We start from the raw sequence: 19,009 nt of genomic DNA, 5'->3' as shown, positions 1-19,009 counted from the left end.
GAAAAGCGGTCAGGTATCGGTGACCTCTGGCCCCCGGTTGCCGTAGGGTCACGTGAGTCCCTGCGGCCACGCGCCGCCGGGGAGCGCGAACAGCCGCCCGACGGGGAGGGAACAGACGTATGGCAGCGCAATTCGGCCGCCGACTGCGCAAGGGAGCGACGACGACCGCGGTTGCCGCAGCAGTCGTAGCCGCACTCTCGGCCTCACAGGCACCCGGCGTCACGCACGTCACCACTGGCGACAGTCAGGGGACGGCCGATGTGACCCCTCCACCTGGCGCCCCGGTCACCGGCAACTCGCCGTACTACACGGACCTCCCGCCGCTGAACACACCCGACAAACCGGGCGCGTCGATCGACCTGCCCGCGACAGGGACAGGAACGGCCGAAGCGGGCATACCGGCCACCGTCCTCGCCGCGTACAAGCAGGCCGAGCAGACCATCGCGGCCTCCGACCCCGGCTGCAAAGTCCCCTGGCAGCTGCTCGCCGCGATCGGCAAGGTGGAGTCCGGCCAGGCGCGCGGCGGCAAGGTCGACGCCGCAGGCACCACGTTCTCGCCGATCCTCGGCCCGGTGCTCAACGGCGTCGGTTTCGCGAACATCTCGGACACCGACAACGGCGCGTACGACGGCGACTCGACGCACGACCGCGCGGTCGGCCCGATGCAGTTCATCCCCGCCACCTGGGAAACGTGGGGCCAGGACGCCAACAGCGATGGCCGCAGGGACCCCAACAACATCTACGACGCGGCGCTCGCCGCCGGGCGTTACCTCTGCGCCAACAACCGCGACCTGTCGGTCTCGGAGGACCTCGACCGGGCGATCCTCGGCTACAACCACTCGCGGGAGTACCTGCGTACGGTCCGGTCCTGGTTCGAGTACTACAAGCGCGGCACGCACGAGGTCCCCGACGGCTCCGGCGTGGTCCCGGCCGGCGACGGCCCCGACTCGGGTTACACGCAGTCGCCCACGACGCCCACCTCGCCCACGGGCTCGACAGCGCCCAGCACCCCCAGCCCGACGCCGAGCCCCGCGAAGCCGAAGCCGACGCCCACTCCTACCCCCACTCCCACTCCTACCCCTACGCCTACGCCCAGGCCCACTCCCACCCCCAAGCCTCCGCCGACGACGAGGCCGCCCATCACCCCGCTGCCCGCCAGTCGTATCGAGCACGCGAGCACCGGCCGGCTGTTCGCCATGGCCGGCCACGAGTTCGCCGCGCCCGTCAAGGTGCGCGTGAGGAACTCCATGGGTGGGAGCGTCGCGGGGCAGTCCGTACGGTTCGACATCGTCGGCACCACGGACGCCCGCTTCGCCGGCGGGCTGACGAGCATCGCCCTCGCCACCGCCGCCGACGGGACGGCCACAGCGCCGGCCCTCCGGGCCGGCGAGAAGACCGGCGACTTCACAGTGCGGGCCATGGTGATGGGCCGTCAGCTGCCCACCATCAGCTTCTTCGCGACCGTCACGGCGCGCGCCGCTGACGCGATCGCGAGGACCAACGAGAAGGCGCTGACCGCCGCCCCCGGCGCGGAGTTCGCGGACGCCGTCGAGGTCAAGGCCACGTACAACGGCGCCGTCGCCTCGGGCGTGGCGGTGACCGCCACCATGATCACTGCCGCGGGCGATTCCGCGGTGAACGACAAGGGTCCGTACTTCAAGGACGCCGAGGGCAACACGGTCCGCACGCTCACCGAGCTGAAGACCGACGCCGCCGGAGTCCTGATCCTCCCGAAGATCTACGCGGACGACGCGACGGGTACGTTCCTGCTCCGCCTCACCACGACCGGCGGCGCGACCGTGACCATCGAGCTCCAGGTCGCCGCACCGGCAGCCTGACCCCGCCCGACCCTGACAGCCCGCACCGCCCCCTCAGCCGCACCAAGAGGGGGCGGTGCGGCGTTTCGTGGTCCGGTCGGTCCGACCTGTTCTCATCTCACGGCTCCATTGCTACGGTGCCTCAGCCCTGACGCTCCATCAGGTCTACGAGCTCTTCGGGAGGCCCCGCATGCGCGCCCTTGTCGCCGCGGCCATCGGGCTGGCGGCCGCCTTCGCCTTCGTACTCGCCATCACCTGGCTGGGCGGCGCGCTGCTTTCCGGCGAGACCTCGCCCGAGCCACTGCTGACCACCGTCCCCACCCCCAAGAAGTAGGAGAGCCGCGCCATGCGCCGCCGAGCGAGCCTCGTACTCCTCGCCTTCGCCGTCTTCTTCACCGCGCTCTCGCCGCTGCTGCGCTGGTACGCCTTCCCCCGCGTGGTGAAGATCCCGCCCCAGCAGTACCAGGAGACCGTGCTGGAGGCGAAGCCCGCGATTCTCCTCGACTACGGCTCCCTCACGGCGAAGGAGGTCGAGAAGGTCACCATCGTGCAGACCCTCAAGGGCAATGTGGAGGAGTCCGAGAAGATCGAGCGCAGCGCCGGCCGCGACGTCGTCGTCTGGGACTCGCTCTCCTATATCCAGGGTCCCGACGGCAAGATGGTCTCCCGGATACCCGAGCGCTACATCTTCGACGCCCACAGCCAGGCGCCCGTGCACGCCACCGGCGAATCGGTCGACGGCGACGCGGTACGGCGTGAGGGCATCGAGTTCAAGTGGCCGTTCCTCACCGAGAAGCGGGACTACGAGTACTTCGACGCCCAAACGCGTACGTCCGCGCCCATCCACTACAAGGGGACGCAGACGTTCCGCGGGCTCGACGTCTACTACTTCGAGCAGACCATCCCGTGGACCAAGGTGCCGTATCCGAAGAAGATGCCCATCCCCGGTATCGACGCGGCGAAGCTGGAGGAACAGACCGGCACTACGCGCTGGTACACCACCAAGCGGATGTTCTGGGTCGACCCGGTCACCGGCGCGCCGGTCAACGGCGAGGAGATCCACAAGGAGGAGCTGCGCGGCGGCACGCTGCTGGGCGGCCGGGACAAGGTCACGGCGTTCGCCGGGCATGTGAAGATGCGCCCGGACTACGTGGATTCGACGGTCGCACTGGTCAAGTCGAACCGGCTGGCGGTGCTGCTGATGACCTCGTACCTGCCCTGGGGCTTCCTGGTGCTGGGCGGCGGCCTGCTGGCGCTCGCGCTGGTCCTGGAGGCCCGCAGCCGCCGGCCGCGGACCCCGCCCGCGCCGCAGCGCGAGCCCGAACCCGCCAGCGTTTGAGCCTGTCAGCGCTTGAGCCGTGCGCTGGTGTACCGGGTCGGCTCGGCGGTCGACGGATCCTCCGGCCACGGATGCTTGGGGTAGCGACCGCGCAGCTCCGCCCGTACGGCCCGGTATCCGTCCTTCCAGAAGGACGCCAGGTCGGCGGTGACGGCGGCGGGCCGCCCGGCGGGGGAGAGCAGGTGCACCAGCACCGGCACCCCCGAGACGGTGGGCGTCTCGCGCAGGCCGAACAGCTCCTGCAGCTTCACCGCGAGGACGGGCTGCTCCGCGCCGTACTCCACCCGGATCCGCGACCCGCTCGGCACCTCGATCCGCTCCGGCGCCAGCTCATCGAGACGGCGCGCGTCGCCCGTTGCCCAGGGCAGCAGCCGCTGCAACGCCTGCCCCGCCTGGACGCGCCCGAGATCGGCCCGCCGCCGGGCCCTGGACAGCTCGGGCTCCAGCCACTCCTCCGTACGGTCGAGCAGCGCCGCATCCGACACATCGGGCCAGGGCGCGCCGTGCCGCCGGTGCAGAAAGGCGAGCCGCTGCCGCAGCCCCTCGGTCTCACGCGTCCAGCGCAACAGCCCGAGACCCTCGCGCCGCAACCCTTCGAGCAGGGCTTCGCGTACGAGGGAGGGGGCCGGGTTCTTCAGCGGGCGTACGGAGAGCTCGACGGCTCCCAGCCGCTCCACCTTCCGGGCGACGACGTCACCGTTCTCCCAGTGGACCTCCTCGCGGGCGACCCGCAGATGCGCGGCGGCGGCCCGCGCGGCCTCCTCATCGACGACGGCGGCGAGCCGCACCCGCGCGGAGGCGGCCTGTGCGGTCCGATCCGCAACGGCGACGGCCAGCCAGCCCGCATTGCGCAACCCGGACCCGGCCCCGACCTCACCCCCGGTCCCGGAAACCATCAGAAACGCCCCGTCACCACGCCCCCGCGCCACCCGCTCGGGAAACGCCAGCGCGACGACAAGCCCGGCGACGGCGTCGTCGCCGTGGACGCCGACGGCGTGCTGGGCGGGCTGGGCCGGCCGCGTGCCGGAGGAGCCCGAGCGGTCGCCGAGGGCTGCGACACCCCCGGCGGGAACGCTTCCCACGGACGGGCCCGTACGCGTGTCCCGGTCCTGCGGCGTGGCTGTCCCGGCGGCCACACTCCCGGGCGGGCCCGAGGCGCGGCGGTGGTCGGCTGTCCGCGGGGGCCCCGGCTCGCTGACGCCGGGCGGGCCCGTACGCCCACCACGGCCGGGCGCCTGCCGCGCATCCCCGGCGGGGGCACCGGAACCCGTAGAACCGGCTACGGGTTCCGGTGCCGTCCCCTGCGTGTCCCGGCCCCGGCCCCGGCCCCGGTCCCGGCCCCGGCCCCGGTCCTGAGGCGCGGGCGTCCCGGCGGCAAGGCCCCCGGGCGGGCCCGTGCGCCCACCACGGCCGGGCGCCTGCCGCGCATCCCTGGCGGGGGCTCCGGCACCCGTATGACCGCTTACGGGTTCCGCCCCCCGCATCGAGCGCGCAGCCGGCGGCATGCCGTCCTCCGCCGCCGCGGTCAGGCGGCGGGTCTCCTGGCGCCAGCGCGACGCGTACGCGTCGCCGCCGCGGCGGGCCGTGCGCCACGCCGCCGCCAAGTCGTCCCCGTACTCCCGCGGCGGCTCCTCGCTGAGCAGCGCCACCACCTCCGCCGCCCGGCGCGCGCCCACCTCCTGCGCGCCGTCGAGCAGTGCCCGCGCGAGCCGGGGGTGCAGGCCGAGCCGGGCCATCCGTACGCCCCGGTCCGTCGCCCGGCCCGTCGCGTCCACCGCGCCGATCGCCGTCAGCACCGAGCGCGCCGCGGCCAGCGCGCCCGCCGGGGGCGGGTCGAGGAGCGCCAGGCCGGCCGCCGTCGGGTCGCCCCAGCACGCCGCCTGCAAGGCGAACGCCGCCAGGTCGGCGACCTTGATCTCGGGGGACGCGAACCGTGCCAGCCGCCCGTCCTCCGCCTCCGTCCAGCAGCGGTACACCGTGCCGGGCGCCTCGCGCCCCGCCCGTCCGGCCCGCTGCCGTGCCCCCGCCTGCGAGACCCGTACGGTCGTCAGCGCGCTCAGGCCGCGCGCATGATCGGTGCGCGGCTCGCGCGCCAGCCCCGCGTCCACCACCACCCGGACGCCCGGCACCGTCAGGCTCGACTCGGCGACCGAGGTGGCCAGCACCACCCTCCGTACGCCCGAGGAGGAGCCCGCGAGCACGGCGTCCTGCACTGCGGCGGGCGCGCGCCCATGAACCTGCAGGACCTCCGCGCCCACCGCCCCCAGCTGACCCGCCACCCGGCCGATCTCACCGACCCCCGGCAGGAAACAGAGCACATCGCCCGCGCGCTCGGCCAGCGCCCGTCGCACCACCGAGGCGACATGCGTCAGCAGCGCCGGGTCGACCCGCATCCCGTGCGGCGGCCGTACGGGCTTCGCCGGAGCGGCCCACACCACCTCCACCGGGTGCGAGACCCCCGCCGCCTCCACCACCGGCGCGTCGTCGAGCAGCCGCGCCCAGCCCTCCGCGTCGGTCGTCGCCGAGGCCGCCACCAGCCGCAGTTCCGGCCGCAGCGCGGCCCGTACATCCAGTAGGAACGCGGCTACCGTGTCCGCGTCCAGATGCCGTTCGTGGCACTCGTCGAGGATCACCACATCGACCCCGGCCAGCTCCTGGTCACGCTGCAGCCGCTGCAACAGGACTCCGGTGGTCACGACCTCCACCACCGTCCCGCGCCCCACCACCCGCTCTCCGCGCACGGTGAAGCCGACCTTCCCCCCGACCTGCTCGCCGAGCAGCCACGCCATCCGCCTGGCCGCCGCCCGCGCCGCGATCCGCCGCGGCTCGGCGACCACGACCCGCCGCACCGGGCCGCCGCCCACCAGCCCCGAGAGCACCAGCGGCACGAGCGTGGTCTTGCCGGTGCCGGGCGGCGCGCACAGCACCGCGGCCCCGTGCGTGTCGAGCGCACGCGTGAGCGCGGGCACGGCGGTACGTACGGGAAGGCCCTCAAGGGCGTCGTCGCGGATCACCGCCCCAGTCTCGCAAGAGAAGGACAGCAGAACGGACGGCAGAAGACAGACGGCAGAAGACAGACGGCAGTGAACGGACGGCCCTCAGTCGCGCTCGCAGACGAAAATCGCCGTACCCGGGATCAGATGACCCCGCAGCGGAGACCACCCGCCCCACTCCTGGCTGTTCCAGGCAGGCCACTCCGGCTCCACCAGGTCCACCAGCCGGAATCCGCCCGCCACCACGTCGCGCACCCGGTCCCCGAGCGTCCTGTGGTGCTCGACGTAGAGCGTGCCGCCCTCATCGTCCTGTTCGACGTACGGAGTGCGGTCGAAGTACGAGGCGGCCACCGAGAGCCCCTCCGGCCCCGGCTCATCGGGGAACGCCCACCGGATCGGGTGCGTCACGGAGAAGATCCAACGCCCGCCGGGCCGCAGCACGCGCCGTACCTCCCGGAACACCTTCACCGGGTCGGCCACGAACGGAACCGCCCCGTACGCCGAGCACGCGAGGTCGAACGAGCCGTCCCGGAAGGGCAGCGCCCCCGCGTCCGCCTCCACCAGAGGGACCTCGCCCCCGATCCTCAGCGCGTGCTGAAGCTGCCGGTGGGAGAGGTCGAGCGCCACCGGCCGCGCGCCCTGCGCGGCCAGCCAGCGCGAGCACTGCGCCGCGCCCGCTCCGATCTCCAGGACGTCGAGCCCCTTCAGCGACCCGGCGGGCCCCAGCAGCCCCGCTTCTGTCTCGTCGAGCCCTTCCGGTCCCCAGACGAAACGGTCGTCCCCCAGGAAAGCGCCGTGCTCGGTCTGGTACTCATCGGCGTTCCGGTTCCACCAGCCGCGGCTGGCGCGGCTGCTCTCCGAATCGTCCGCGTTACGACGGGTGGCTTGCGGCTCGGGCTCGAAATCCTGGAACATCATCACCGTCGTCATCGTTGGTCGTTCCGAAGCCGTCGTTCAACAGGGGCCAACATGGGCGTGACCTCAGTGAACAACAACAGAAGAAACATGGGTTACGCCAGCCGTAATGCCGGAAATGGGGCGTTCTGCCCCGGCTGTGCGCCTTCGCGATTGACCCTGTCCGGCTGCCCCCGTATGCTACAAGTTGCGCTGTGGGCCTGCGCGCCTCAGACCGAGCAGGCCGCGCTCGCTTCTGTATGTATGTCCCCTCGGTTCACGAGGCGCCCCTTTTTGGGCGCTTCTCAGGCTGTCCGGCTTCTGCAGCTGCGATACGGGCTCTCGGCGTAGCAGTACCTACGACTTACTGTCCGTACCGGAGCCCTTACCCACATGACGAGCAGCACCGAGACCACCGCCACCACGCCGCAGGTAGCGGTCAACGACATCGGGGACGCGGAAGCATTCCTTGCCGCGATCGACGAGACGATCAAGTACTTCAACGACGGTGACATCGTCGACGGCGTAATCGTGAAGGTTGACCGGGACGAGGTCCTGCTCGACATCGGTTACAAGACCGAAGGCGTCATCCCGAGCCGCGAGCTCTCGATCAAGCACGACGTCGACCCGAACGAGGTCGTCAAGGTCGGCGACGAGATCGAAGCCCTTGTTCTCCAGAAGGAGGACAAGGAAGGCCGCCTGATCCTCTCGAAGAAGCGCGCTCAGTACGAGCGTGCCTGGGGCACCATCGAGAAGATCAAGGAAGAGGACGGCATCGTCACCGGCACCGTCATCGAGGTGGTCAAGGGTGGTCTCATCCTCGACATCGGCCTCCGTGGCTTCCTGCCGGCGTCCCTCGTCGAGATGCGCCGTGTCCGCGACCTCCAGCCCTACGTGGGCAAGGAGCTCGAGGCCAAGATCATCGAGCTGGACAAGAACCGCAACAACGTGGTCCTGTCCCGCCGTGCCTGGCTTGAGCAGACCCAGTCCGAGGTCCGCCAGACGTTCCTCACGACCCTGCAGAAGGGTCAGGTCCGTTCCGGCGTCGTCTCCTCGATCGTCAACTTCGGTGCCTTCGTGGACCTGGGTGGCGTCGACGGTCTCGTGCACGTCTCGGAGCTCTCCTGGAAGCACATCGACCACCCGTCCGAGGTTGTCGAGGTCGGCCAGGAAGTCACCGTCGAGGTTCTCGACGTCGACATGGACCGCGAGCGTGTCTCCCTGTCGCTGAAGGCGACGCAGGAAGACCCGTGGCAGCAGTTCGCCCGGACGCACCAGATCGGTCAGGTCGTCCCGGGTAAGGTCACCAAGCTCGTTCCCTTCGGTGCGTTCGTGCGCGTCGACGAGGGCATCGAGGGCCTGGTCCACATCTCCGAGCTGGCCGAGCGCCACGTGGAGATCCCGGAGCAGGTCGTCCAGGTCAACGACGAGATCTTCGTCAAGGTCATCGACATCGACCTTGAGCGCCGCCGCATCAGCCTCTCGCTGAAGCAGGCCAACGAGGCCTTCGGCGCCGACCCGGCCTCGGTCGAGTTCGACCCGACGCTGTACGGCATGGCCGCGTCGTACGACGACCAGGGGAACTACATCTACCCCGAGGGCTTCGACCCGGAGACCAACGACTGGCTGCCGGGCTTCGAGACCCAGCGCGAGGCGTGGGAGACCCAGTACGCCGAGGCGCAGACCCGCTTCGAGCAGCACCAGGCCCAGGTCATCAAGTCCCGCGAGGCCGACGAGGCCGCTGCTGCCGAGGGCCCTGCCGCCCCGGCCGCGGGCGGTGGCGCCGGTGCCGGTGCCAGCGGTGTCTCGGGTGGTTCGTACTCCTCGGAGTCCGAGGACACCGGCGCCCTGGCGTCGGACGAGGCCCTGGCTGCCCTGCGCGAGAAGCTGGCCGGCGGCCAGAGCTGACGCTCTGCACTGCTCCGGTCGGCGACAGCTGACAGTTGGCTGAAGGTAAGGCCCGTTCCCCATGGGGAGCGGGCCTTACCGCTATTACCAACTACGAACACCCGAACGGACCCGAACTGGGCATCCTCTTCCAGGGGTTCATCGCCGTACGCACCGTACGGTGGGAATGCCCGCACGTCACCGTGCGTTCTCTCCTACGAACACGAGGAGGAGCGGTAATCGTGCTTGATCCGCAGGGTTTGTACGAATGGGAGCCGAAGGGCCTCGCGGTCGTCGACATGGCGCTTGCGCAGGAGTCGGCCGGACTTGTCATGCTGTACCACTTCGAGGGCTACATCGACGCGGGAGAGGCGGGCGAGCAGATCGTCGATCACCTGCTGGAGACGCTTCCCCACCAGGTGGTGGCACGCTTCGACCACGACCGCCTGGTGGACTACCGCGCCCGCCGCCCGCTGCTGACCTTCCGGCGCGACCGCTGGAGCGCCTACGAGACCCCGACGCTCGACGTCCGGCTCGTCCAGGACGCCACGGGCGCGCCGTTCCTGCTGCTTTCGGGCCCCGAGCCGGACGTCGAGTGGGAACGCTTCGCCGCCGCGGTGCGCCAGATCGTCGAGCGGCTCGGCGTGCGGCTCGCGGTCAACTTCCACGGCATCCCGATGGGCGTCCCGCACACCCGCCCCGTCGGCCTCACCCCGCACGGCAACCGCACGGACCTCATGCCGGGCCACCGCAGCCCCTTCGACGAGGCGCAGGTACCGGGCAGCGCCGAGTCGCTGGTCGAGTACCGCCTGATGGAGTCCGGCCACGACGTCCTGGGTGTCGCCGCGCATGTGCCGCACTACGTCGCCCGCTCCTCCTACCCGGATGCCGCGCTGACCGCCCTGGAGGCGATCACCGCCGCGACCGGCCTGGTCCTGCCGGGCATCGCGCACTCGCTGCGGACCGAGGCGCACCGTACGCAGACCGAGATCGAGCGGCAGATCGGCGAGGGCGACGAGGATCTGGTGGCGCTCGTGCGGGGGCTTGAGCACCAGTACGACGCGGTGGCGGGTGCCGAGACCCGGGGCAGTCTGGTCGCCGAGCCGGTGGACCTGCCCTCCGCGGATGAGATCGGCCGCGAATTCGAGCGCTTCCTCGCGGAGCGGGAGGGCGACGGGGGCTGAGACAACCTCGGGGGCTTGGGGGGCGTCCCGGACTGATCGGTCGGGCTGCTGATCGGTTAGGCTCCGGAGAGCCGCGCCGCCCTCTGCCCTGCGACGCGAGGAAGCGAGTGGAGGCACGGCCTTGCTGTCCGTAGGCCTGACCGGCGGAATCGGCGCCGGCAAGAGCGAAGTCTCCCGCCTGCTCGTCTCGTACGGAGCAGTGCTGATCGACGCCGACAAGATCGCCCGCGAGGTCGTCGAGCCCGGAACGCCGGGGCTCGCGGCCGTCGTCGACGCCTTCGGCCCCGAGATCCTGACCGCGGACGGCACCCTGGACCGGCCGAAGCTCGGCTCGATCGTCTTCTCCGACGCCGACCGCCTGGCGCGGCTCAACGCGATCGTCCACCCACTGGTCGGCGCGCGCTCACGGCAGCTGGAGCGCGCCGCGGAGGCGGACGCGGTCGTCGTCCACGACGTACCGCTGCTCACCGAGAACAACCTGGCAGCGCTGTACGACGTGGTGGTCGTGGTGGACGCGTCGCCGAAGACCCAGCTCGACCGGCTCGTACGGCAGCGCGGAATGCCGGAGTCCGAGGCGCGGTCGCGGATGGCCGCCCAGGCCACGCGCGAGCAGCGGCTGGCCATCGCCGATCTCGTCATCGACAATGACGGGCCGCTGGAGGACCTGGAACCGCGGGTACGCGAGGTCTGGACGGAACTGACCCGGCGCGCCGCCCGTACTGCCCGTCGCCCGGACGCGGGCGTGTGATTCGGAATACCGTTGCGGAACCCGGTGTTCGAATTGTGGAGTGAGGGGAAGGATGCGATCGTGCCCAACAGCAATCCCGAGACGCACGTCATCGACTACCGCGCGGCTGAGCAGCTGCTCGCCGCGAGGGATCCGCAAGGTGCCGTAAAGCTGCTCGACTCAGTGATCGCAGCCCACCCCGAGAACACGGCGGCACGGCTCCTGAGGGCTCGCGCCTTCTTCGCCGCGGCCCAACTGCGCCCGGCCGAGCTCGAATTCGAGCTGGTCCTGGAGCGCGAGCCGGACAACGCCTTCGCGCACTTCGCGCTCGCCCGCACCTACGAGCGGGCGGGCCGTCCCGAACAGGCCAAGCGTCACTTCCGGCTGGCGGCGGCGCTGGACCCGAAGCCGGAGTATCTGAAGGCCGCGCGCTTCGACGCGGAGGCCTGACGCACTACCGGTTCCAGCGCCGGGTTGGGGCGCCGGGTCAGGGCCGTTGTCCGTCGGCGCTCCCGTGTTCCCCGCGTCCCCCGTGATCCGGCTCGTACGGCGGGACGTCGCGTCCCGGCTGGAAGTGCGGTCCCTGGTGGATATGGCGCAGAACCATGGCCATATCCACCATGACGATCAGCAACAGCACCCCGCACGCGACTGCCCACCCGGGACGCCCGGCGAGCGCGAACGCCGTCGTGCCCGATGCCGTCCAGATCACGCCCCATACACTCAGCCAGAAACGCAGGCGCAGGGGACTGCGGGCGGTTGTCGGTTCGCTACCAGTGCGCATGGCGATCGCAACTCCTCTCCTCCCCCCTCCAGGATGTACCCGACGCCGAGGAGCCGAGCAGTGGACAACGAGTCATGGGAGAGCACTGCGGTCCGCCGGGCCAGAATCCGCGGTTGCCTGCTGGGCGGGGCGATCGGGGATGCCCTGGGGAACCCGGTGGAGTTCCTCTCCCTGGACGCGATCCGCAGGACGTACGGCGAACAGGGCGTGACCGGGCCCGTACCGGACGCAGAGGGGGTGACCGGGCGGATCACCGACGACACGCAGATGACCCTGTTCACGGCCGAAGGGCTGATCCGCGCGCACGCCAGGGCCGCAGGCAAAGGCATCGGCGGCGCGGAGACCGCCTGCGTACACAACGCCTATGTGCGCTGGCTGGACACCCAGAACTACCCGGCGCCGCCCGCACGGGCGAAGGACGACTTCATCAGGACAGGGTGGCTAAGGCAGCAGCCCTGGCTGTACGCGCGGCGGTCGCCCGGCAACGCCTGTCTCACCGGCCTCGCGGCGCGGTACGTCCCCGACACGAGGCGCGAGCTGGGGGACCCGGGCCCGGTGAACACCGGTTCCAAGGGGTGCGGCACGGTGATGCGGTCGGCGCCCTTCGGGCTGGTCGGGGTGGCGCCGCGGCAGGCGTTCGAGCTGGCCGCGCACTGCGCGCAGATCACCCATGGGCATCCGACCGGGTACTACGCGGCCGGGGCGTTCGCCGCGATCATCGCGCACCTGCTGGAGGGCGACTCCGTCGAGGGCGCCGTGCTGCGCGCCATGGAACTGCTGCGCGGCTACCGCGGCCACGAGGAGACCACGAGGGCGCTCCGCGCGGCGGTGGACCTGGCCGCGGCGGGCGGGCTGCCGACCGCCGAGAAGGCCGAATCGCTGGGCGCGGGCTGGATCGCGGAGGAGGCCCTCGCCATCGCCGTCTACTGCGCCCTGGCCCGTACGAAGGACGTGGCCGAAGCGCTGCTGCTCTCCGTCAACCACTCCGGCGACAGCGATTCCACGGGTGCGATGTGCGGCAATCTGCTCGGCGCGCGCCACGGAGACGTACAACTGCCGTCATCCTGGCTGGTGGTGACGGAGGGACGGGGCGTGATCGCCGAGCTGGCCGAGGATCTCTCCCTGGACCCGGTGCATCCGCGGGACCGCTATCCGCACAACTGACCCTGAGGAGACGAGTGTGTGGGCGGAGCTGCCGGAAGCGGACGACTTGGCCGGGGACATGGGCAGGATCGGCGGGGGAGGCGAACTGCCGCGTCCACAAGATGACGTGTCGTCCGTGGGCCGGTACATCGCGGTGTACCGATGACGCCGGGCGACAGTCTGCGGGCGGGGCGCCACTGGTACGGCGGCTACGGCTGGTTCGCACTCTGAGCCGAACGCACTCTGAGTCGAATTTTTTGAACCGGGCTCCCTGGACGCGATGAGTCCCGGAGGTCCGCCCGGTCTACCTCTCTGAAAGCACCGAGAACTACGGAACGCTCACCGGAGGAGACCAGAATGTCCGCGACGATCCCCGCCCCCGCCACCGCGACTGCCACTGCGACCGCCACCAAGAACTCCACCGCCGGAACGAAGCTGAGCCGCCGCTCGCACCTCGCGGTGTACACGCTCCAGATCCTGCTCGCGGTGTTCCTGGGCGTCGCGAGTGCCGCGCCGAAGCTCATCGGCCACTCCTCGGCCGCGGAGGGCTTCGACAAGATCGGTTACGGCGACTGGTACATGTACCTGGTCGGCGGCCTGGAGCTGGTCGGTGCGATCGCGCTGGTGATCCCGATCCTCTCCGGTCTCTCGGCGCTCGCCTTCATGGGTCTGATGATCGGCGCCTTCATCACGCAGGTGACCGTGTTCGACGGTGAGTACGCGATCACGCCCGTCATTTTCTTCGTCATCTTCGGCGGGATCGCCTGGGTGCGGCGCAATCACACGGCCGAGCTCGTGGCCCTCGTACGCAAGCGCCTCTAGAAGGTCCGCCCACCGGCCAGGCCGCACCCGCACCCGGGGTGCGGCCTTCCGGCGGTCCAGGGACGGGGCGCCGCCCAGGGGTATACGGGCAGGTATAGCGGACATACGGTGGTAATGAGGTAATGAGCATCGGCTCGGATGGCAGGGGGTGCCCGATGGTCGAGGAGCTGGTGACAGCGATCGCGGCGGCGGCGTCCGGTTGTGCTGTGTACGCGATGGCGGCCGCCCGGGTGATCAAACAGTACGAGCGGGGCGTGGTCTTCCGGCTCGGCCGGCTGCGCGGGTCGGTGCGCGGCCCGGGGTTCACGCTGATCGTTCCGATCATTGACCGCTTGCACAAGATAAATATGCAGATCGTGACGATGCCGGTCCCTGCACAGGACGGGATCACCCGGGACAACGTGACCGTGCGCGTGGACGCGGTGATCTATTTCAAGGTCGTCGACGCGGCCGATGCCTTGGTGCGGGTGGAGGACTACCGCTTCGCGGTGTCGCAGATGGCGCAGACATCGCTGCGTTCGATCATCGGCAAGAGCGATCTGGACGATCTGCTGTCCAACCGCGAAAAGCTGAACCAAGGGCTGGAGTTGATGATCGACAGCCCGGCGATCGGGTGGGGTGTGCAGATCGACCGGGTGGAGATCAAGGATGTGTCGCTGCCCGAGACGATGAAGCGCTCGATGGCGCGGCAGGCGGAGGCGGACCGTGAGCGGCGGGCGAGGGTCATCAACGCCGACGCGGAGCTGCAGGCGTCGAAGAAGCTGGCCGAGGCGGCCGGGGTGATGTCGGAGCAGCCCGCGGCGCTTCAACTGCGGCTGCTGCAGACGGTGGTCGCCGTCGCCGCCGAGAAGAACTCCACGCTGGTGCTGCCGTTCCCGGTCGAACTGCTGCGCTTCCTGGAAAGGGCTGCCCCGCAGCCCGCCGCCGAGTCGTCGGCGAAGTCGAAGTCGAAGCCGGTCGAGGCGTCGCCACAACCGGCAGAGCTGTCGGAGCTGTCGGAGCCGCCGGAGCTGTCGGAGCCATCGGAGCGGTCCGAAGAGCCGGAGCTGCCCGCGGTGCCTCCCGCCGCGTAACCACGTCAGTACGCATACGCATACGGGTCCGAGGCCGCCACACCCGCTCGGGGGTGGCGGCCTTCGTCGGCATCCGCCACCGAAGCCGGAGCCGATTGTCAGACCCCACCCGTAAGGTCGTAGACCAGGTACTTGAGAGCAGGTACTTGAGAGGAGGTGACCCGTGACCTGGGACAGGCTGCACACGTGCGCCGCGGTCTTCGTGCCCGCGCCGCTGCCGCGCGAGGGGCGGGTCGCCTTCTGGGATCCGGACGGCGACCGGCTCGCCGGCGCGACGGGCGAGCTCACCGTCGTAGGACGCCATGGCGCGGACGTCCGTAGCCGCACGGTCCCCGCCGTGGAGCTGCCGGTCGCCGAGGCCGTGCCGCTGCTGACCCGTGCCCGTCACCACCCGGCCGCGCACCCCGCCGCGGTCTGCTGGGGCGCCGCGGCGCTGCATGCCGTGCATCTGGTGGCGCGCGGCAGGCTGCTGCCCGGCCTGACCGCGACCGACCACGACGCCTGGCGGGCGGGTCCGCTGGACGCCGACGACATCGCGCAGCTGCGGGCGATCGCCGCCGCCATGCCGTACGAGGCGCATGCCGTCCCCGTTCCGGCCCGCGCCGGGGAGGCGCTTCGGCTGCTGGACCCCGAGGCGCTCGTGCGGGCGTTCTTCGACGCGGTGGCCGACACCCTCCCGCGTACACCGGCCGCCGCGTACGCCGCGGGGGCGCCGTTCGCGGCCCGCGCACCCCAGCATCTGCCCCGGGCGCGGGAGTGGGCGGCGGAGGCGGCGGCGGGCATGGACGCGGGGGTGCGGGTCTCGCTGCGCCTCGACCTGTCCGCGTTCGAGCTCTTCGACACCGCCGACACCGCGAACACCGCGAACACCGCAGCCGACGACAGTGCAGCCGACGACAGCGCAGAGGACACCGGCACAGAACAGTTCGGCGCGGAGCGCAATGCCGCCGCGGCCCTCGTCCAGGTGCACAGCCTCGCCGATCCGACGCTCGTCATCGACGCGGCCCGGCTCTGGGCGGGCGACGGCGACGAGCACTTCGGGCCGCGCGCCCGCGTCGACGCGGTGCTGGCGCTGCGCCGCGCGGCCCGGGTCTGGCAGCCGCTCGCCCGGCTGCTGGAGCGCGACGTACCGGACGTACTGCCGCTCACCGAGGACGAGCTGTACGAGCTGCTGGGGCCGGGGGCGGCCCGCCTGGCCGCGGCCGGGGTGGCCGTGCACTGGCCGAAGGAGCTGGCGCGTACGCTCTCGGCCGGCGCGGTCGTACGGCCCGCCCCGGGCTCGGCGACCGACGGCACACCGTTCTTCGACAGCGAGGAACTGCTCAAGTTCAACTGGCAGCTGGCGCTCGACGGCGATCCGCTGACCGAGCGGGAGATGGACGCGCTCGCTGAGTCGCACCGCCCGATCGTGCGACTGCGGGACCAGTGGGTCGTGGTCGACCCCGATCTCGTACGGAAGGCGCGCAAGCGAGAGCTGGGGCTGCTGCAGCCGGTCGACGCACTGGCCGTGGCGCTGACCGGCACGGCCGAGGTCGACGGCGAGACGGTGGAGGCAGTGCCGACGGGCGCGCTGGCGGCCCTGCGCGACCGGCTCAACGCGGCCGACACCCCCGCCGGGCCCGCCTTCGCGCCCCCCGCGGGCCTCGCCGCCACCCTCCGCGACTATCAGCTGCGGGGCCTGGCCTGGCTGGACCTGATGACCTCGCTCGGGCTCGGCGGCTGCCTCGCGGACGACATGGGCCTCGGCAAGACGGTCACGCTGATCGCCCTCCACCTCCACCGCGCGCGCAGCGCCCCGACCCTCGTCGTCTGCCCGGCGTCCCTCCTCGGCAACTGGCAGCGGGAGATCACCCGCTTCGCGCCCGGTGTGCCCGTGCGCCGCTTCCACGGCACCGACCGCACCCTGCCCGAGTCGGACGGCGGCTTCGTCCTGACCACGTACGGCACGATGCGTACGAGCGCGGAGCGGCTGGCCGCGCACAGCTGGGGGATGGTCGTCGCCGACGAGGCGCAGCACGTGAAGAACCCGTTCTCGGCGACGGCCAAGGCACTGCGTACGATCCCGACGCCCGCCCGCGTCGCCCTGACCGGCACACCCGTCGAGAACAACCTCTCCGAGCTGTGGGCCCTGCTGGACTGGACGACCCCCGGGCTGCTCGGCCCGCTGAAGGCATTCCGCTCCCGCCACGCGCGCCTGGTGGAGAACGGGGAGGACGAGCAAGCGGTCGAGCGGCTGTCCCGGCTGGTCCGCCCCTTTCTCCTGCGGCGGAAGAAATCCGACCCGGGCATCGTGCCCGAGCTGCCGCCGAAGACGGAGTCCGACCACCCCGTGGCGCTCACCCGCGAGCAGGCGTCCCTCTACGAGGCGGTCGTACGGGAGACGCTGGCGGCGATCGAGGACGCGGAGGGCATCGCGCGCCGTGGCCTGGTGATGAAGCTGCTGACCGCGCTCAAGCAGATCTGCAACCACCCCGCGCAGTACCTGAAGGAGGACGACGCGGCGCGGCTGGCGGGCCGCTCCGGGAAACTGGCCCTGCTCGACGAGCTGGTGGAGACGATCCTGTCCGAGGACGGCGCGGTGCTGATCTTCACCCAGTACGTCTCGATGGCCCGCATCCTCTCCGCGTACCTCACGGCGCGGGCGATCCCGTCGCAGCTGCTGCACGGTGGCACACCCGTGGCGGAGCGCGAGCGGATGGTGGACCGCTTCCAGTCCGGCGAGCACCCCGTCTTCATCCTCTCCCTCAAGGCGGCGGGCACCGGTCTGAACCTGACCAGGGCGGGTCATGTCATCCACTTCGACCGCTGGTGGAACCCGGCGGTCGAGGAGCAGGCGACGGACCGGGCGTACCGCATCGGCCAGACTCAGCCGGTGCAGGTCCACCGCCTGATCGCGGAGGGCACGGTGGAGGACCGCATCGCCGAAATGCTCGCGTCCAAGCGGGCGCTGGCGGAGGCGGTGCTCGGCTCCGGCGAGGCGGCGCTGACCGAGCTGACCGACCGCGAGCTCGCCGACCTTGTCTCGCTGCGGAGGCCGTCATGACCCCACGCACACACGCCCGGCACGCCGACTTGCGGCACGACGACCGCCGCCGTACGTTCCCCGCGCTGGAACCGCTCGCAGGGGAGGACTTCGCGTCCAGCTGGTGGGGCAACGCCTGGGTGGAGGCGCTGGAGGACACGGCCCTGGACGCGGCCCGCCTCGCCCGGGGCCGTGCGTACGCCAGCCGCGGCCATGTCGACGCGATCACGGTCACACCCGGCCGGGTCGTGGCGTACGTCCACGGCAGCAGACCACGCCCGTACCGCACGGAAATCCGGCTCCGTACCCTCAGCGACGACGACTGGGACGACTTCCTGGCCGCGGCGGCGGCCCGGCCCGACCACATCGCGGCGCTGCTCGACAAGGATGTGCCGCACGCGCTCGCGACGGTGGCGGATCTGTTGCCGGCGGCGGGCGATCTGATCCCCGACTGCTCCTGCCCGGACGACGGTTACCCCTGCAAGCACGCCGCCGCGCTCTGCTACCAGACGGCGAGGATCCTGGACGAGGACCCGTTCGTGCTGTTCCTCATGCGGGGCATGGGCGAGCGCGAGATCCTCGCCTCGCTGTCCCACCGCAACGCGACCAGGTCGGCCGCCGAGCGCACCACCGCGTCCAGCGCCGCGCCCCTGCCCACGGTCGCCGCCGATGAGTGCCTGGCCCGCGACCGCCTCCCCCCTGTCCCACCGCCGTTCCCGGCCCCCGCGCACCCGGGTCGCCCCCCGGCCTACCCGCATGCGCCCGGCGCCCCGGACCCGCTGGCCCTGGACCTCCTGGCCACCGAGGCGGCCACCCGCGCCCACACCCTCCTGACCACCGGCGCGGACCCCACGGCCGGGCTGACGGAATGGCAGGACGCGGTCCGCCTGGCCGCCGCCCACCCCGGCTCGGGCCTGACCGCGTCCACCCGCGCGCTCTACCGCGACCTGGCCGCCGCCACCGGCCGCAGCACCACCGACCTGGCCCGCGCGGTGGCCGCCTGGCGCCAGGGCGGCCTGCGGGCCCTGGCGGTCCTCGAAGAGCCCTGGGACCCGCCCGCGGGCCCCTTCGACCGCGCCCGCCCGGCCCTGACCGCCGCCGACTTCCCGCACTTCCGCCCCTGGCGCAACCGCCTGTCCACCCGCACCCTCCAGCTCCGCTTCGGCCGCGACGGCCTGTGGTACGGCTACGAATCCGACGCGGACCACGAGGACTGGTGGCCCCGCTCCACCCCGGACGCCGACCCGGTGGGCGCGCTCACGGCTCTGCTGGGCAGATGACCGACTAGGGTTTTTCCCGCGACCTGCAACCAGCCGAAGGGGGC

The 19,009-nt window shown here is 71.6% G+C and carries 15 protein-coding genes; 12 read left to right on the top strand and 3 right to left on the bottom strand.

Annotation, left to right across the window (positions count from 1 at the left end; all coding sequences use genetic code 11):
- Window positions 1-119: 119 nt before the first annotated feature.
- The 3 genes from ACIHCQ_RS14815 (at window position 120) to ACIHCQ_RS14805 (ending at window position 3,156) form a co-directional block, all read left to right on the top strand.
- Entirely contained in the window at window positions 120-1,838 is a 1,719-nt protein-coding gene (locus ACIHCQ_RS14815; protein WP_399661850.1) for a lytic transglycosylase domain-containing protein, read from the top strand.
- 169 nt (window positions 1,839-2,007) lie between these two features.
- Window positions 2,008-2,151 carry an SPW_0924 family protein gene (locus ACIHCQ_RS14810; RefSeq protein ID WP_399661848.1) on the top strand — a complete coding sequence of 48 codons (144 nt, stop codon included), beginning with the start codon at window positions 2,008-2,010 and terminating at the stop codon, window positions 2,149-2,151.
- Between the two features lie 12 nt (window positions 2,152-2,163).
- Window positions 2,164-3,156, top strand: a complete 993-nt coding sequence (locus ACIHCQ_RS14805) for a DUF3068 domain-containing protein (RefSeq protein WP_399661846.1) — start codon at window positions 2,164-2,166, stop codon at window positions 3,154-3,156.
- A 5-nt stretch (window positions 3,157-3,161) separates the two neighbouring features.
- Here the strand turns inward: ACIHCQ_RS14805 and ACIHCQ_RS14800 are convergent, their stop codons facing one another.
- Window positions 3,162-6,170 (bottom strand): ATP-dependent helicase C-terminal domain-containing protein, encoded by a 3,009-nt coding sequence (locus ACIHCQ_RS14800; protein ID WP_399661844.1) that lies wholly within the window; start codon window positions 6,168-6,170, stop codon window positions 3,162-3,164.
- An 84-nt stretch (window positions 6,171-6,254) separates the two neighbouring features.
- A complete protein-coding gene (locus tag ACIHCQ_RS14795; RefSeq protein ID WP_399661842.1) occupies window positions 6,255-7,079 on the bottom strand; it encodes a class I SAM-dependent methyltransferase in 825 nt (274 codons plus the stop codon).
- A 357-nt stretch (window positions 7,080-7,436) separates the two neighbouring features.
- On the opposite strand from ACIHCQ_RS14795, the gene rpsA reads away from it, so the two are divergent.
- From rpsA to ACIHCQ_RS14775, 4 genes are all read left to right on the top strand, one after another.
- Window positions 7,437-8,951, top strand: coding sequence for a 30S ribosomal protein S1 (gene rpsA, locus ACIHCQ_RS14790; protein ID WP_399661840.1), 1,515 nt, complete (start codon window positions 7,437-7,439; stop codon window positions 8,949-8,951).
- A 221-nt stretch (window positions 8,952-9,172) separates the two neighbouring features.
- Window positions 9,173-10,114 carry a PAC2 family protein gene (locus ACIHCQ_RS14785; RefSeq protein WP_399661838.1) on the top strand — a complete coding sequence of 314 codons (942 nt, stop codon included), beginning with the start codon at window positions 9,173-9,175 and terminating at the stop codon, window positions 10,112-10,114.
- 121 nt (window positions 10,115-10,235) lie between these two features.
- A complete protein-coding gene (coaE, locus tag ACIHCQ_RS14780) occupies window positions 10,236-10,862 on the top strand; it encodes a dephospho-CoA kinase (protein WP_399661836.1) in 627 nt (208 codons plus the stop codon).
- A gap of 60 nt (window positions 10,863-10,922) precedes the next feature.
- Complete coding sequence (locus ACIHCQ_RS14775) at window positions 10,923-11,291, top strand: tetratricopeptide repeat protein (protein WP_399661834.1); 369 nt, start codon at window positions 10,923-10,925, stop codon at window positions 11,289-11,291.
- A gap of 37 nt (window positions 11,292-11,328) precedes the next feature.
- Here the strand turns inward: ACIHCQ_RS14775 and ACIHCQ_RS14770 are convergent, their stop codons facing one another.
- Window positions 11,329-11,625, bottom strand: a complete 297-nt coding sequence (locus ACIHCQ_RS14770) for a DUF6343 family protein (protein WP_399661832.1) — start codon at window positions 11,623-11,625, stop codon at window positions 11,329-11,331.
- A 33-nt stretch (window positions 11,626-11,658) separates the two neighbouring features.
- Here ACIHCQ_RS14770 and ACIHCQ_RS14765 point away from each other — a divergent pair, with 33 nt between their 5' ends.
- From ACIHCQ_RS14765 to ACIHCQ_RS14745, 5 genes are all read left to right on the top strand, one after another.
- Entirely contained in the window at window positions 11,659-12,789 is a 1,131-nt protein-coding gene (locus ACIHCQ_RS14765; protein WP_399661830.1) for an ADP-ribosylglycohydrolase family protein, read from the top strand.
- Between the two features lie 336 nt (window positions 12,790-13,125).
- The gene (locus ACIHCQ_RS14760; RefSeq protein WP_399661828.1) at window positions 13,126-13,590 is read left to right on the top strand and encodes a DoxX family protein; all 465 of its coding nucleotides are present in this window, start codon (window positions 13,126-13,128) and stop codon (window positions 13,588-13,590) included.
- A 155-nt stretch (window positions 13,591-13,745) separates the two neighbouring features.
- Entirely contained in the window at window positions 13,746-14,663 is a 918-nt protein-coding gene (locus ACIHCQ_RS14755) for a slipin family protein (RefSeq protein ID WP_399662040.1), read from the top strand.
- Between the two features lie 163 nt (window positions 14,664-14,826).
- Window positions 14,827-17,706 (top strand): DEAD/DEAH box helicase, encoded by a 2,880-nt coding sequence (locus ACIHCQ_RS14750; protein WP_399661827.1) that lies wholly within the window; start codon window positions 14,827-14,829, stop codon window positions 17,704-17,706.
- Window positions 17,703-18,965, top strand: coding sequence for an SWIM zinc finger family protein (locus tag ACIHCQ_RS14745; RefSeq protein WP_399661825.1), 1,263 nt, complete (start codon window positions 17,703-17,705; stop codon window positions 18,963-18,965). Before ACIHCQ_RS14750 ends, ACIHCQ_RS14745 begins: the two co-directional genes overlap by 4 nt.
- Window positions 18,966-19,009: the final 44 nt, after the last annotated feature.

Source organism: Streptomyces sp. NPDC052236, from assembly GCF_044548015.1.
Taxonomy (GTDB): domain Bacteria; phylum Actinomycetota; class Actinomycetes; order Streptomycetales; family Streptomycetaceae; genus Streptomyces.
The sequence above is the reverse complement of the archived record's forward strand: the minus strand, read 5'-3'. Positions and strand labels throughout refer to the sequence as shown.

What these genes read in the sequence shown, in the direction of transcription:
- ACIHCQ_RS14815 (WP_399661850.1), top strand. Translation starts at nt 120, where the DNA reads ATGGCAGCGCAATTCGGCCGCCGACTGCGCAAGGGAGCGACGACGACC.
- ACIHCQ_RS14810 (WP_399661848.1), top strand. Translation starts at nt 2,008, where the DNA reads ATGCGCGCCCTTGTCGCCGCGGCCATCGGGCTGGCGGCCGCCTTCGCC.
- ACIHCQ_RS14805 (WP_399661846.1), top strand. Translation starts at nt 2,164, where the DNA reads ATGCGCCGCCGAGCGAGCCTCGTACTCCTCGCCTTCGCCGTCTTCTTC.
- ACIHCQ_RS14795 (WP_399661842.1), bottom strand. Translation starts at nt 7,079, where the DNA reads ATGACGACGGTGATGATGTTCCAGGATTTCGAGCCCGAGCCGCAAGCC.
- rpsA (WP_399661840.1), top strand. Translation starts at nt 7,437, where the DNA reads ATGACGAGCAGCACCGAGACCACCGCCACCACGCCGCAGGTAGCGGTC.
- ACIHCQ_RS14770 (WP_399661832.1), bottom strand. Translation starts at nt 11,625, where the DNA reads ATGCGCACTGGTAGCGAACCGACAACCGCCCGCAGTCCCCTGCGCCTG.
- ACIHCQ_RS14765 (WP_399661830.1), top strand. Translation starts at nt 11,659, where the DNA reads ATGTACCCGACGCCGAGGAGCCGAGCAGTGGACAACGAGTCATGGGAG.
- ACIHCQ_RS14760 (WP_399661828.1), top strand. Translation starts at nt 13,126, where the DNA reads ATGTCCGCGACGATCCCCGCCCCCGCCACCGCGACTGCCACTGCGACC.
- ACIHCQ_RS14755 (WP_399662040.1), top strand. Translation starts at nt 13,746, where the DNA reads ATGGTCGAGGAGCTGGTGACAGCGATCGCGGCGGCGGCGTCCGGTTGT.
- ACIHCQ_RS14745 (WP_399661825.1), top strand. Translation starts at nt 17,703, where the DNA reads ATGACCCCACGCACACACGCCCGGCACGCCGACTTGCGGCACGACGAC.